This is a genomic window from Ruegeria sp. BB10 (genome assembly GCF_056535725.1).
The window spans coordinates 3,070,726-3,084,451 of sequence record NZ_JBQFIW010000001.1 but is presented as its reverse complement, the minus strand read 5'-3'; the positions used below and the strand labels follow the sequence as shown (position 1 = coordinate 3,084,451).

Sequence of the window (13,726 nt, the reverse complement as noted above, 5' to 3'; positions counted from 1 at the left end):
TATGGCGATAAAGCCACCTCTTTCAGAACTTCCGATTAAGACCGCTGACAACGGTTTTTATAGGGGGTTCAGTGTTAACGTCACGGTGATCAGTAAGATTATCATTAGTTTGCTGGTCGTCTGGTGCATCGTTTGGCCGACCCAGGCCGGCAGGATCCTTGGCGATTGGAATGCAGCCATTCTGGCTCAGTTTGCAGCTTGGTACATCTGGGTCGTAACCGGGTTTGTTATCGTCTGTATTGGTTTGGCCATCTGGCCAGCCGCAGGACGTCTGAACCTGGGTGTAGAAGGCGAAAAGCCGGAGTTCTCGAATTTCTCATGGTTCTCGATGATGTTCGGTGCAGGTATCGGAGTTGGGATGTTGACCTGGGCGGTGGCGGAACCCGTGGCCCACTTCAAGAACAATCCTTCGGTTATTCAGGGGGTCACTACAGCCCTAGATGCGGACAATGTGCGCACTGCCTACGTGTGGTCCTATCTGCATTGGGGATTGGGCGCTTGGGCGTGCTACGCGATTGCAGGTCTTGCATTGGCATTCTTCAGCTATCGCCGTGGGCTTCCGCTGACGATCCGCTCATCCCTGACGCCGCTCTTTGGTAAGGCGCTTTCGGGCAACCTTGGCCACCTGATCGATATCGTCGCCGTCGTTGCAACCATCTTGGGTGTGGCACAGACGCTTGGCTTTGGTGTTGAGCAGTTCGTTGCGGGCCTGACGCGTATCGGCATCGGCGGCCTGGCAAATACAGACGGTTCAGCCACAACGCTGGGCATCATCGTCGCGTTGCTGGTCATCATGGGGGCTTCGACACTGTCGGCTCTGTCTGGTGTGGGTAAGGGCATCAAGTGGCTGTCGAACATTAATATGGCGCTATCGATCTTCCTTCTGGGTTTCTTCATCCTGTTCGGGGCTACGTTCTTTGGCGCCAAGGCATTCTTTGTCGGCATCTGGGACTATCTGGTTGCTCTGCCCTGGCTCAGCTTCAACGTTTACGCCTCGGACGGCGTAGAAGGGTCTGAATCTTTCCTGCTGGCACAATGGCAGGGCTGGTGGCCGGTGTTTTATTGGGCCTGGTGGATCGCGTTTGCACCTTTCGTCGGATTGTTCTTGGCGCGCATCTCGCGGGGGCGGTCCATCCGTGAGTTCGTGCTGGGTGCGATGATCGTACCGTCGCTGATGTGCTTTGTCTGGTTTGCATGGGCCGGCGGCACCGCTATCGACCTTGAACTGAACGGTGACGCAAACGGTGTGATCCTGGATGCGGCTAATGGTGACAAGATCTTTGCCATGACCACCTACATGCTCGCGCCCATAGCCGAGTTCCTGGCCTGGGCCATGGCGGTTGTGATCGTGATTTTGCTGATGACTTTCCTTGTCACTTCGGCTGACTCGGCCGTGTTAATCGTGAATACGATCAACGCGGCTGGTGACGAAGGGCCCAAGGCACGTCCGCATATCATGTTCTGGGGCGCTGCGCTGGCATTGGTGGTTGGAGGCCTTCTGATCTCAGGTGGAACCGGGGCCATTCAGACCGCTATGGTAATCGGCGCATTACCTTTCTCTATCGTCATGGCGCTGATGTGCATTGCTTTGATAAAAGCGATCTGGAACGATGGGCGCCGCGAAGCGGCTGGCATTGCATCAACTGTTGATCCCGAAACATCAACGATGCCAGCCGAATAGTACTCGCGTATCTAAATGTGACCCTGGGACGAAAAAACCGGGGTCACAAATATGATGGCAGCCGAAACAGAAATCTATCAAAAATGCGGGTTTTAGCGCCGCATATTGATTGCTTGATCATTACCGAAAATACGTCTTTGGTTGAACTTTGCAGAGTCTGCTTTCTGCGCAGAATGTTCAAACTGCCTGAGAACCCAAACCTGGGATTCCAGAAGTCACATTGAGCATGAACCCCGCCAACACTGCTCACGTTTAGTTACGACCCGGATTGCGATGTCCATGAAGTAAGGTGTTCCAGTAGCGTCCCAACCCGCAGGCAAGTTCGCAACAACAAGAAACCTTTATTGAATCCCTTCAGAGACTGTAGGTGTTCTCATAGCGCTGCATTCCCAACATTGATTTCATTGAAGAAATTCTTGGAAGTTTGCCCATAACTCTGCGCGGTATTTGCGCATAACTTTGCACGATTTGCCCATAAGTTTGCGTGCCACAGAGAACCCACCGAACAAACCAGCTCCTGTGGCTTATCTGCAATATTCAAATGCAACTTATTCCCAATCGCCAGCAGATGAGCGCCACGTCTTAGCGTCCGCATCCCAAACACTGGCGGTGACGCAAGGCGTTGGGTTTATTCCGTCGCAATTGGATCCATGAATATCCGCAACAACAACGCGTTGACGCCCAAAATCAACAACCGTCCAGCCCTGGTTGAGCAAGGATTGAACCTCCTCTTCAATCAAGAAGTGCGACATGCATCCGCCAGTTCCGCAGTAAAGAGATGCGGCGCTTGAACACGCGAAACCAGACTCATTCAGAACCCAGTCGCGTTGTAGATCTCCGTCGAGATCGACCCTTTCAACCGCACCCCAATCTAAGTCAAACTGACCGTCGTTGAACTCTGCGCATGCCTGCGCCGCCAGATCAACCTTTGCTCGCAAACCGGTTGGAAGTTGCAAAACGTCAGCCGCGACAACTGGTGAGGTCCAAACCAGGCCCGAACCCAGCAGGATCGCAGATACCAAACGTTTCAAGTAGCTTGCCAATTGGGAAGCCGGTTGGAAGGTGGCTTCAGTTGCATTGTTCATACCTGTAGTCCCCGTATTCCAGCCAGTTTGCCGAGCCTTCGTTAAAAATCAGAAATTCGGACCTGTCTTCACCAAGAAGGGCGACGACAAATCCGGCCGGTGGCTCAGAGTTTCCGAAGTAGCTGTAGGCTGTCATGGCTCTGATCGACGCGCCGTTAACCGTTACTCGCGCGTCCCACTCTCCCTCCGAATTGTCCAAAATTACGGGTTCGATCACGCGTTTTATCGCTCCGCCACCACAGTAGACGATGCCTTCGGGTGCTTCGTAGGAGGTCCCCTGGCTAGCATCTAAATCGCAGGCGGAACGAAGGGACCGAATTGCCGCGCCGGAACCTTTCAAGTCAAAGATCCCATAGCTGACATCTTGATCAATCATGGACAGATTAACCAATGCATTGGTTGCAAGCTGGTCCAGTACAAAATCATAGTCCTGCTGACTATTGAAACTGACCTCGACTGGATAGTTGTCGACGATCTGCACGGCAGCGTTTTCTGCGCCAACCTGAAATGCTCCAACTTCGGTGGTGCCGTTCTTCAAAAACCGAATGGAAAGCCCCTGCTTGTCCGCAATGTCCTGGCTGTCCTCGAATCCAGCCGGAGCAAAGCGAATACGGTCACACTGAAGTTCCAGCGTCATGTTTCCAGATTGAATAAATGCATTGGGATTGGGCCCGGAACTAAACGACCACTCCGCTGATGCTGTAGTCGCCATAACCACCATCAGCGTCCCAGTGGAAATCGTTTTGAAACTCATTTTCTCTCTCCATTGAGTTACGGTTCGCACTGTCGTTCAGCAGAAGTTCCAGCCAATTGCCCGGACAGCCAGATCAGGAAACAGGTTCGCCGTATTCGTTTGCGCCTTCTTGGGAAGGTCGTGTCAGCCACCAGATCATCAGGATAGACAGAACCAATTGAAGAATTGAGACTACAACAATACCGGTCACGCCCAGGACTGCCGCAGGTCCTCGCAATGCGTCAGGGTTCTCGGTCCCTTGCTCCAATACCGAGAAGAACGCCACCCCACCCAGCATAACAAAGAGCGTTGTAATGCTGAGCGCCATCGGCAGCAGCAAATACCAGCCAGGTCGTCCTGTATCATGCAGCCTCCGCCAACCGGCGGCCAGCATAGGTATGAGAACAGCCAGTTGGAAAACAGAGGACATGACGCGAGATCCTTGCCCAGTTTCTGGGTTGGTCCCGAATATGATCGTATCCAGCACAGCTAAAGCAGCACTCACGAGAACCACAAACAAGAAGAACCACCAGTATTCTGAGCGTATAGCCCGACCGGAGAACTGGAAGTATTTCGAGAAACACGTCTTAACGGCTTCACCAAATCCCATCTTTCAATCCCTTCATTGTTTCTGTGCGGCCTCAAATCGCTTCGCCACTCAGGGGAACACACTCGCAGCTCCCACTTACTTTTTTGTTTGAACGCAGAGGCCTATCGTACGAGAGCGTAGAGAAATTTACGCGCGGAAAAAACATTGATTTATGAGAAATTAGATTCAAATATGCGAATTCGACACAACTTTATTTTACCTCCGTTGTTGTCGTTGCTGCTCGCTGTGCCGAGCCCTTCCGACTGCTGGAGTGAGTGCTGGCGGTCGGAAGGCACTTTACAATGATTGAGCGCTGGGAGGACGCGATGCTCAGACTTAACGTACTCGCCCTCTTTTCAGAGTTTGCTCTAGCATTTGCTAGTGACGTCATTCGGCCTTCACACGTTATTGTCTGCCCCGATAGTCAACGAAATATCGTCCCGCCGACCAAGCCCCCCGCGGCAAGTTTTGGGTAAGATGGTCACAGGATCGAGGTATGTTCTATTGGCTGCACAGACGCGAGAGCTTCAAACAAGCGCATCCAATTTCACTAATTTCAAGGGAACCAGAGGGAGAAGAAAATGTCTAACAAGATGGTGATGATTGCAGGCGCGACATGTTTCGCACTGCTTGCGGCCTGCGACGATACGAGTACATCAAGCGCGTCCGCCGAGCTCACGCCGGCTCAGCAGGCGTGTTTGCGAGATGTAGCCAACACGACAAACAATTCGCAAGTCGTGGTGCTCTCATCTGCGTTTAGCGAGGCGGGAACACAGGTCACAGTCGGCGTTGGCGAGGATCGTGCTCCTTGGAATTGCATTGCTTACAGTGATGGCGCGACAGCTGGTATCGAGTTCCTGGGCGACGAAGGCGCATTGTGACCTGTCTGCTGCGTCGCTGAAAACGGCTGCGCAGCACTGGCTTGATCTGCTGAGGCTCGACTTGGTTTGTAGAACCACCATCATCGTATTCGCGGTCCTGTACCTGTTGGCGTTGGTTGCATTCTTGACGGGCACATTTGGCTGGTTGGGACAGGAACGAGACCCTTTGTCCGGAGTGTTCCTACTGCCGTTGGGACTACCTTGGATACTTGTAGCGGACTTAATTTCGGAGTCCGCCAAGCCGTGGTTTGCAGCGATTGCGCCGATGCTCAACATTTTGGCGCTGGTTTTCATTTGCAGATGGGCTCGCAGTTTACACCAGAAATGAAGGCGGAGCTCTGTCTCACCAAAAGGGAGGAAAACATGGGAAAAGTGATCTTGGGAATTGTGATCGGGCTCGTCCTCGGCGTGGTTGGGGCGATGACCTTGGGTGGTGGGGCCGCGATGGGTGTCGGCGTTGCGACAGGCTTGTCCGCCGGTGTCTGCACTACATTGAAAGGAGCACAAGCCGAGAACCTTATCACCGCCGAGCAAGCGGATCAGATCCTCAATCGCGTGAATTCCGAAATGGCGTCAATGCAAGGAATTGAAACGACGGGCGAGATCGTCGGCAGCGCACAGGCATGCGATGAATTTCTGTCAAAGTTACGAGAAGCGAAGTGAGGTTCCGCTTTGTACGGAACAAACCAGTAAGGACAAGCCAACAGGGAACCATCTGATGAAACTCGTTTTACTCAAGCTCCTCACATCCATGTTCGCAATCGCGAGCACAGCTGCTTTTGCAATGTCAGAAGCCGACGACGCTTGTATCGACCATTTGCGGCAGGTTGGTGGACCAGACGGTCAATCCGGAACGATTGAAAGCTCTCAGTTCTCGGAAGCTGGTACGCTCGTTATGCTGCGTGATGCTGGTGGAACACTTTGGCGCTGCATCGCTTACAAGGATGGAAGCATCGGCGAGATGTCGGTTGTCGAAGCCATGGATGATGGCGGTGGAGCCAGGGACGGTGCCGCCGGGTCAACCGGTAGCCAGCGTGTCAAATTCGATGCCGGGTCCACCGGTGTCGAACTCGTCGACCAACTCGCGCCCGGCGCCTCTCAACAATATGTCCTTGGCGCGCAGAACGAACAGTTTCTGTATGTGCGCGTCGCGCCACGAAACGGATCGTTGGACTACGTCATTCGCAACCCTGATGGCTCGGAGCTTCTGGAGTTGATGTCGGCGGACAAGGAATACCGGGGCCAGCTTTGGCAATCCGGTGACCATGTCGTTGAAGTTATTAACCGGGGAAATGCGCAAGTTGACTACAACGTCATATTTGGAATCGAGTAAGTCCACGCGTGAGTTGCACTGGATTTTTGGATTGCTGGAGACCAGAAAGGGAGAGAAGAAATGAGAACCAATCTATCGCTGCTTGGAGGCGCAGTTTGTGCCCTTGCTTTGGCAGCATGTGACGATAACGGGGGATCAGTGGATACTGGATCGCCAACTGTCGGCAGTTCAAGCGACCTTTCGTCTTTTGAAGGTGCGCGCGCCGGTCAGGCTGAAATGGGCATCCAAAGTCTCGGATTTGAACTCATCCGAAGCGAAGGTCTGACCTCGTACTGGTTCAACCGGAATACAGGCGCTTGCGCGCGCATTACTACATCTGAGGGTCGGTATTCAGATGTCACCATGCTTCCTTCCTCCGACTGCTGAATTTTGTCCGGATTAGTTTATAAAAGTGAAGGAGGCTGAGAAATGCACTTCGATCTTGCACACGCTGTGGTGACTGTTGCAGCTTTGATAGTCACAAACCTCGTATTGAAATCTGCCGGGGTGATCAACGAAGAAAACAAACACCAATGGAACTGGAAAGTTGTTCTGGCCTACTTCGTAGTCGTCTTTCTCATCAATCTGGTGTGGCCAATTTGAAACTTCAGGACGGGAAGCCAACCGCCCACCTTACATGGTTACCGTGAACGAGCCTCTCCGCGGGACTCCCGGCAAGAAAAGCGTGAGCATCGCTGGCTGAAAACAGAAAGGAATACGCATGCGGTTTTTGACGTCCCTCATATTCATTGGTGTTCTTGCAACCGCGGCGAATTCTGATGTGACCAGTCGAAACGGTGGCCCAAGCAACAGTCAAATGCTTTCAAAGGGTGGCGACGGAGGAGTTGATGGTGTCGCTTTTTTTCGCCCAGTCTTAAGCGGAGTATTGTATCGCTCTGGTTTTAAAGGCGGCGACAAGGACCGAACGGGCCTGAGTGAAGGACAACGCGAAACTTTGTGCGGTGAAGGGTTTTCAACCGGGTTTTATGCCGACTTTGGCAAAAACACTGAGTACGGTCGCACCAGTTGTGGAAACGGATCCTTTGACTATCAAAGTGCCAGATCCTCCCGACCCGGTGCTGTCATGGCTTCCATACACGAGGTGATTGAAAACCCTGGAAAAGGCCCTGTCTTGGTGCACTGCATGTGGGGCGTTCATTCCTCGGGGGCATTGTCGGCAATGGCGCTCGTTCAGTTTTGTGGTTGGACGGAAGAAAGGGCCAAGGAATATTGGAATGATGCTCGAAACGGGGCCCCTTGTTCAGGCGGGTGCGACCAGTGGATTGACTCAAAATTCTCCAACTTCAGCGTCGACCCCAAGTTGAAAATCTCCACCGAACAACAGGCAACGATTTGCCCCAAATGATATTGGGAGGACTATCCAAATGAAGTTCATCCTTCTGGGGTCACTTGCTTTCATTGCACCCGCCGTCTTGTGGGCGAACGACGATGTTCTAGGTGAAGCCACGACATTTAATAGTCCCAACGGTGTTACTGAACGCTGTATTCGGATCAATAAAGTTCCAACGGGCGAGTATAAGAAAAGCGATCTTGAGGAAGAAGCAGCCTATTGCGAGATCGATTTCTATGCCTCCGAAATTGCTATTTGCCCAAAAACCTGGAGCACCAGCCCAGGAATGGCCGTCTACGATATTTCGGAAGGACCTTACGTGGGGAACCGTTCTGAATTCGAGAGAAACGCTTGCAAGGAGGGGAAGGCGGCAAAAGATCTGGCCAAGGACAGGGTGGCTAAATTCAAATCCACCATGAACCAAAAAGGCACCAGTGGAACGTTTTCCACGTCTTCACTGCTTTACTATCATTTCTCCAGATATTTCGACGCAACTGTCAGAGTTCCAGTCGCTGTTTGGCGTAGCATGGATGCCCAGGCGCATTTTTCCGAGGTCGCCGAGCCTGGCCTTGCGATTTCTGGTGGATCTCATGGCGGGCGAATGAACCACGAAGGCTGGCGGGTCTTCGCAGCTGCGGATGCTGACCCGAAATCATACCAGCCAACCGACGATCTATTCACCGCGGATCGAACGCAAATTTACGGTGTACTGCTTGATAGTCCTGGGCATCGATACGGCTCGGAAATCAACGGCACTCGTAAGTCTGGCTGGGGGAAAGGTCAAAACCGCGATTTCCAGGAAACCCCCGCTTTCTTGGCTTTGCGTTCTTCAAAACCCTTGCCAGAAGCCATTGCAGAGGGCGTTAAAGAAGGCCGAAAAGACCGGATGATCAACAAGGATCTCGGCCCCGATGTCAGTGACCAACAGATGGCATTTTGGATGCAAGAACTCACCGAGATTGTTCTACTCGACTTCATCTTTAGCCAGCAGGACCGTGTGGGAAACATAGACTTCACACCCTATTGGTATTGGGTCGAAGACGGAGACCTGAAGCATAGGAAGGCCAAGCACCATGAACCAAACGATGGAGACGTTCCCGCCGACGCATTATTGATCCGTCGCAGCAATCTAAACGACAACGATGCTGGTGGGCGGGTCGAGTATGCCAATTTCGCAAAATCTACTCAAATGCTAGAGAAAATGCGGCACTTCTCTCCAAGTACGTATCGGCGCTTGGTCGCTTTGAATAATGACCTTCAATCTCAAGGTCCCGTCTACGGCTGGTTGTCGCAAAGCTTTGGGTTGTCAGACAGTCAGATTGCCCAAGTTGTGAAAAACACCGCGCTGGCAACATCCATCCTCCGGGACAATTGTTCTAATGGTGATTTGATGTTCGACTTGAATCCTGTCGCATTCTTTTTGAGAAACGACACCGAAGTGGAGGCCGTGAACTGTAGTGACCCGTAAGCTTTCTACGCTCTTTGCGGCATTCATTTGGACCGCTCTGGTCGCCTGCAAAGCGGCGGCATTGGATGTCATCGTCATATCGGATCTGAATGGAAGCTATGGTTCGGTAAGGTACGATGCCCGCGTCGACAAAGCGATTGAGCGCATAATTGAGATTGATCCAGGTCTGGTTATTTCGACCGGAGATATGGTTGCGGGACAGCGCATTCCCAACTTGTCCGACAAACAGGTCAGGGATATGTGGAAGGCGTTTCACGAGGCCGTATCAGACCCTTTAGAGGCTGCCGGCATTCCATTTGCGGTCACGCCTGGGAACCACGATGCCTCCGCCTATCGTGGGTTCGAGCGTGAAAGAAAAATATACGCAGAGGAATGGACGCCGAGAAAACCAGGCGTCGATTTCCTGGTTTCAGATGACTACCCGTTCTTCTACGCATTTGAGATGCAGGGCATTACGTTTGCGTCTCTGGATGCAACGACCCTAGGTCCCCTATCCGGCGACCAGCAGGACCGGCTACAGGAATTGGGTGCAGACGGAGACCCTATTGTCACTTTCAGCCACCTCCCACTTTGGCCGTTCGCGATCCAGCGCGAACGAGAAATCATCGGTGACCCTACACTTGAGAAGATCTACCTGGAAAGCGGTGTCGTTCTGCATCTGTCAGGCCACCATCATGCCTTCTATCCCGGTTGGAAAGACGGTGTAGCTTACGTCTCCCAAGCTTGTTTGGGAGGTGGTCCACGACGGCTTATCGGCTCAAAAGCCAGATCACCTCACAGCTTCACTCATGTTACGTTCCAGCCAAACGGCGAATTTGGGATAGCAGTGTATCGAGGACCTGATTTCGAAAGGTCGGTAAACTTCAAGTCGCTCCCTAAAGAGATCAGATCCCCGAATGCGGTGTTGAAACGATTAGACCTTGTCAAATGACTAGAGGTTGAGTTTCAGTTCAACTTTTTCTGGGACCAGATCGTTTACCATCTCTTCGATCCGGGCTTCTGAAAGTCCTCCCGAAGTAATGAAAAGCAATGAAACGCGAGATTTGCCGGGAACGTGGTGTTTTCTAACGAGCTTCCAGCCAGCGTCTGCGGCCATGGCTTCAATGGCGCCGCTGACGTTCAATGAGTGCTCTTCGTCTGATGCCTTGAGGGAGACTTCGACACCCTTGTTGCGTCCACCAAGCCAAATGAAACACCAACACACAATCGCCACCAGAGTGGCCATCAGCGGCAAGCCCAAACCGACCGCAAGACCAAGAACAGTCACGATTATCATTTCGACAGTGTCCACCGGATCATCGAGATTGGAGCGGAACCTCAGCAACGCGCCGATGCCAAAGATAACGAAACCGATCATTGACCCATGTTGAACAACGAGGAACCCTACGGCCATTCCGATCAGCGCGTACAGGAAAAACAATCTGGGCATAACCAGATCGCTGACACTTCGGCGCGCTTTACGTCGTACGGGATGATAGACAATCAAAGCGGTCAAAATGATCGTTACGATGACGTCCAGTGTGAAAAAGTAGAGTTCCTGCTTACCGCGGAACTGAGTCCAGCTTCGTTCAATTACTATCTCTGACTCGGATGTTCCTGCAAGCAAGGAAGCAGGATCAATCTGAGAATAGCTAACACTAGGCAAAAGCACCGCCAAAAGGACCGATGCAATCGAAAATAGCTTACTCAACAGTCTTTTCCTCCCGCTGAATCGTCGAATATTCGCTCTGTAGTGAGTAACTTGGCTTAATCGCTCAACACCTCACGACTAAGCCGCACTCCCATAGACCAATTCAACCTTATGAATTTAGTTCCGGTAAAGCCTTGCTGGATCAGACATCATACTTCCGCCAAATACTGTGTTAGGTTGGACAACATCGATTTTGATCGAGTATGAACTAAGTCCAAACGAACGCAGGTTTTACTCGAATGAACCAGCCAAATGATCGGCACAAACGAAGAGTTGCAAAGGTAATTTGCGCGAGCCTTGCTGTGATCGCCAACGTTTTTGCGTTAACGAGCCCAGTGAGAGCGCAGACTGATATGTTGGAACTTATTGGGTCTTACAAAGTGGCAGATAATTCAGCGGGCTTTTCTGAGCCATCCGGATTGTCGCTTTCCAGTGTTCATGGATTCTTGTGGGCAGTAAGCGATGAAGCATCGAAGCTGCACCTTCTAGGAGTAGATGGAGAGCTAAAGAGTTCGTTCAAACTTCCAGAGTATCTGGGCACAGACTTGGAAGGTGTCGCTGGAAGAAAGGATGGGTCTGTATTGCTGTTACAAGAAACTGACCGATCCATCGTAACGGTCCAACCCACAGACCCAATCAAAGTTAATTTACTCCAATTTCTTCACTCAGGGGTACAGCAAAGTTGCTGAAATGCTTGCTGAGAACCCTTGAACAAGGGACCGGAAGGGATCACTGTAGATCAAGACTCTGGGCAAGTATTCGTAGTCATTGAGGGTCAACCAAGACTGCTGCTCGTCATTTCCTCGAAAATTGATGAGATTATTGGAGTAGTTCCATTAGCGGCTGAGGCTGGTTTCGTTTCATCTCGCGCCGACGATGACGAACTAGACATCAGCGGGATCGCCTGGTCCGGCAAGACCAAGTCTTTATGGATACTCAGCGATGAAGGGCGCCGAATATTTGTTTTGATCCTGAAGTTCTGACGGTCAAAACTATCGATTTAATTTACTCCAAAAGGATGAAGTAAAGGAAGTGAAGAATCCTGAGGGATAGCTTTGGATGAAAGTGGTGGCGTTCTTTACATCTTGACCGATGATGGCAAAAAGTCACGCCTATACGCATTTGTTTTTCCGCAGGTTTGATTGCCGAAAAAAATCGCAATGGCTTGTCGTATTCAATTGCAGAAAACGAAATGGCCACCTCTTCCCGCATCTCGGGAGTTGCGAATCCCAGTATCGAATGTCCGGTTTGGGCTGGAAGCGGCCACCCGAAAACCTTCCCCGGCAATTCGGCGATGGCGCGAAATAAGCAAAGAATGAGACCCGAAGATATGGAGCCTCGAACTAAGAAAGTTGAAGGTTAATGCGCCCAAAGTTTTGGGCCAAAAACGCAATTCTTTGGGCGAAATGCAAAGCTATGGACGCACCTACAGAGACTATAGGTGTTCTCATAACGCTGCATTGTCTTCATTGAAGACATGCAGGAAATTCGGCTGTGTTCGCCCATAATTCTGCGCGGTATTTGCGCATAAGCTTGCACGATTTGCCCATAAATTTGCGCGGTTCGAAAAACGCTCTCAATTGATGGCAGCTGTCGCGCTCCTTCTTCAGCTTTAAAGGGCTATCTCTCAATCATAGGTGCATTCTGGGCGGCAAAATTCAACCCTTATCTGAAGGACGATGCTCGTCAGCGCTTGTGGTAAATTGCGGAACTGGAATCCAGTTTCTGAAGCCCAAATTCTGCGGAAGGCCGTGACGTGCATTCTATTCGATTTAGCCGAACGAGCCAAAAGCCTTCGTTTTCCTCGGCAGCGGTTCTATGGCCGAATTACGGATTTGAATAGTGCTTTGCCGATGCCTGCTCAAGTTCTCGTGCGCGGTCAGGCGATCCACCCAAAAGCGTATCCCGCGGCGAGAGATCCCAAAATGGCAAGCAAAAGATAGAGCAAGAATGGCTTCAGTTTGAGAACCGGGGCGATGGCCATTGCGCCCCAGATACTGACCACACCACCTGAAACCAAAAAGGCCATGGCGGCACCTTTAGACATGCCGTTGTCAATTAGCCCACGCGTAAGTGGGAGCGCGGCGTAACCATCGATATAGGCTGGTGCACCCAAAAAAACCGCTGCGGGTATAGCCCACCATTGATCCTCGCCAACATAAGCCGCAAGCACCCCTGGGGTCAGTGCAGCATTCAACGCGTATTCGGCCGCAAAGGCAGGAATCAGGCAGATTAAGATAAGCCGTGCCGTTGCCCAGAATTGTTTTCTGAATGAATGCCGACGTGCTTGAGTTCTCCAAACCCATGGGTCGAAGGTTTGGTCATTGCAACGTCGCGCTGTGCTGAGTTGGCGTGCCAGACCATTGTTGCGAAGCGCGTACAATGACCAAGGTGCTTTGGCAAATAAGCTGGCAACTGCCCCTCCGAACACACCCAATCCGAACGCTGCGAGCGTTTTGCCAATTGCAAAGCTCAATCCCAGAGTGGCAGCGGTCGTTGCGAGCATCGCAGGGTCTGTGATCGGGGATGACAACCAAAACGCCATGATCGGGGCAAGCGGCACGCCAGCAGCCAACAACCCTGCCATCAATGGCAGTACGGTGACACCACAAATTGGCGTGATGGCCCCGATCAATGATGCGGCCACCACTGTTCGGAGTGTCCTGCCTTCGAACACGCCAGCAATGTGGGTGTCTGCTCCGCTGGCGATGATCCAGGCCGCCAGAAGGATGCCTGGAATAACTATCGGGGCAACGACAACGAGGCCCCAGAGGACAAACCTAATGGCATCCGCAATGTGTTCCGGCCAGGCGAAACCGATGCTGACCAACAGCAATAGGCACACGCCCCAGACCACGTAAGTCTTACCTGATTGCCGGCGGACAATTGTCTGATCGGTCATAGGATACTCCTTTGATCTTGAAAAATAGGAGTTG

At 51.9% G+C, this 13,726-nt stretch carries 13 protein-coding genes and 1 pseudogene; 9 read left to right on the top strand and 5 right to left on the bottom strand.

Annotation, left to right across the window (positions count from 1 at the left end; genetic code table 11):
* Position 1 precedes the first annotated feature (1 nt).
* Positions 2-1,681, top strand: coding sequence for a BCCT family transporter (locus ACR3EP_RS15840; protein WP_480638625.1), 1,680 nt, complete (start codon positions 2-4; stop codon positions 1,679-1,681).
* 548 nt (positions 1,682-2,229) lie between these two features.
* Here ACR3EP_RS15840 and ACR3EP_RS15835 read toward each other — a convergent pair.
* From ACR3EP_RS15835 to ACR3EP_RS15825, 3 genes are all read right to left on the bottom strand, one after another.
* Positions 2,230-2,766: a hypothetical protein gene (locus ACR3EP_RS15835; RefSeq protein ID WP_480638624.1), complete on the bottom strand. Its 537-nt coding sequence runs from the start codon at positions 2,764-2,766 to the stop codon at positions 2,230-2,232.
* The gene (locus ACR3EP_RS15830) at positions 2,750-3,520 is read right to left on the bottom strand and encodes a hypothetical protein (protein WP_480638623.1); all 771 of its coding nucleotides are present in this window, start codon (positions 3,518-3,520) and stop codon (positions 2,750-2,752) included. Before ACR3EP_RS15830 ends, ACR3EP_RS15835 begins: the two co-directional genes overlap by 17 nt.
* A 73-nt stretch (positions 3,521-3,593) precedes the next feature.
* The gene (locus ACR3EP_RS15825) at positions 3,594-4,109 is read right to left on the bottom strand and encodes a DUF805 domain-containing protein (protein ID WP_480638622.1); all 516 of its coding nucleotides are present in this window, start codon (positions 4,107-4,109) and stop codon (positions 3,594-3,596) included.
* Positions 4,110-4,669: 560 nt separating this feature from the next.
* Between ACR3EP_RS15825 and ACR3EP_RS15820 the strand changes: the two genes are divergently transcribed.
* From ACR3EP_RS15820 to ACR3EP_RS15790, 7 genes are all read left to right on the top strand, one after another.
* Complete coding sequence (locus tag ACR3EP_RS15820) at positions 4,670-4,969, top strand: hypothetical protein (RefSeq protein WP_170337109.1); 300 nt, start codon at positions 4,670-4,672, stop codon at positions 4,967-4,969.
* A gap of 201 nt (positions 4,970-5,170) precedes the next feature.
* Positions 5,171-5,632: a hypothetical protein gene (locus ACR3EP_RS15815; protein ID WP_480638621.1), complete on the top strand. Its 462-nt coding sequence runs from the start codon at positions 5,171-5,173 to the stop codon at positions 5,630-5,632.
* Between the two features lie 55 nt (positions 5,633-5,687).
* Positions 5,688-6,302, top strand: a complete 615-nt coding sequence (locus ACR3EP_RS15810) for a hypothetical protein (RefSeq protein WP_480638620.1) — start codon at positions 5,688-5,690, stop codon at positions 6,300-6,302.
* A gap of 408 nt (positions 6,303-6,710) precedes the next feature.
* Positions 6,711-6,884: a hypothetical protein gene (locus ACR3EP_RS15805; protein WP_170399849.1), complete on the top strand. Its 174-nt coding sequence runs from the start codon at positions 6,711-6,713 to the stop codon at positions 6,882-6,884.
* Between the two features lie 118 nt (positions 6,885-7,002).
* Positions 7,003-7,647: a protein-tyrosine phosphatase family protein gene (locus ACR3EP_RS15800; RefSeq protein ID WP_170552483.1), complete on the top strand. Its 645-nt coding sequence runs from the start codon at positions 7,003-7,005 to the stop codon at positions 7,645-7,647.
* A gap of 19 nt (positions 7,648-7,666) precedes the next feature.
* Positions 7,667-9,100 (top strand): hypothetical protein, encoded by a 1,434-nt coding sequence (locus tag ACR3EP_RS15795; RefSeq protein WP_480638619.1) that lies wholly within the window; start codon positions 7,667-7,669, stop codon positions 9,098-9,100.
* Complete coding sequence (locus ACR3EP_RS15790) at positions 9,090-10,031, top strand: metallophosphoesterase family protein (RefSeq protein ID WP_480638618.1); 942 nt, start codon at positions 9,090-9,092, stop codon at positions 10,029-10,031. The genes ACR3EP_RS15795 and ACR3EP_RS15790 overlap by 11 nt, the downstream gene beginning before the upstream one ends.
* On the opposite strand, the gene ACR3EP_RS15785 is transcribed toward ACR3EP_RS15790, so the two are convergent.
* On the bottom strand, positions 10,032-10,790 hold the full coding sequence (locus tag ACR3EP_RS15785) for a DUF4956 domain-containing protein (RefSeq protein ID WP_480638617.1): 759 nt from the start codon (positions 10,788-10,790) through the stop codon (positions 10,032-10,034).
* Between the two features lie 239 nt (positions 10,791-11,029).
* Between ACR3EP_RS15785 and ACR3EP_RS15780 the strand changes: the two are divergent.
* Positions 11,030-11,773, top strand: a pseudogene (locus ACR3EP_RS15780) (SdiA-regulated domain-containing protein).
* Between the two features lie 896 nt (positions 11,774-12,669).
* Here the strand turns inward: ACR3EP_RS15780 and ACR3EP_RS15775 are convergent.
* Positions 12,670-13,692, bottom strand: a complete 1,023-nt coding sequence (locus ACR3EP_RS15775; RefSeq protein WP_480638616.1) for a permease — start codon at positions 13,690-13,692, stop codon at positions 12,670-12,672.
* Positions 13,693-13,726 lie beyond the last annotated feature (34 nt).

Bases quoted from the DNA above. Each gene is read 5' to 3' on its own strand.
- ACR3EP_RS15840 (WP_480638625.1), top strand. From the start codon at position 2: ATGGCGATAAAGCCACCTCTTTCAGAACTTCCGATTAAGACCGCTGAC.
- ACR3EP_RS15795 (WP_480638619.1), top strand. From the start codon at position 7,667: ATGAAGTTCATCCTTCTGGGGTCACTTGCTTTCATTGCACCCGCCGTC.
- ACR3EP_RS15775 (WP_480638616.1), bottom strand. From the start codon at position 13,692: ATGACCGATCAGACAATTGTCCGCCGGCAATCAGGTAAGACTTACGTG.
- ACR3EP_RS15800 (WP_170552483.1), top strand. From the start codon at position 7,003: ATGCGGTTTTTGACGTCCCTCATATTCATTGGTGTTCTTGCAACCGCG.
- ACR3EP_RS15810 (WP_480638620.1), top strand. From the start codon at position 5,688: ATGAAACTCGTTTTACTCAAGCTCCTCACATCCATGTTCGCAATCGCG.
- ACR3EP_RS15820 (WP_170337109.1), top strand. From the start codon at position 4,670: ATGTCTAACAAGATGGTGATGATTGCAGGCGCGACATGTTTCGCACTG.
- ACR3EP_RS15825 (WP_480638622.1), bottom strand. From the start codon at position 4,109: ATGGGATTTGGTGAAGCCGTTAAGACGTGTTTCTCGAAATACTTCCAG.
- ACR3EP_RS15805 (WP_170399849.1), top strand. From the start codon at position 6,711: ATGCACTTCGATCTTGCACACGCTGTGGTGACTGTTGCAGCTTTGATA.
- ACR3EP_RS15835 (WP_480638624.1), bottom strand. From the start codon at position 2,766: ATGAACAATGCAACTGAAGCCACCTTCCAACCGGCTTCCCAATTGGCA.
- ACR3EP_RS15830 (WP_480638623.1), bottom strand. From the start codon at position 3,520: ATGAGTTTCAAAACGATTTCCACTGGGACGCTGATGGTGGTTATGGCG.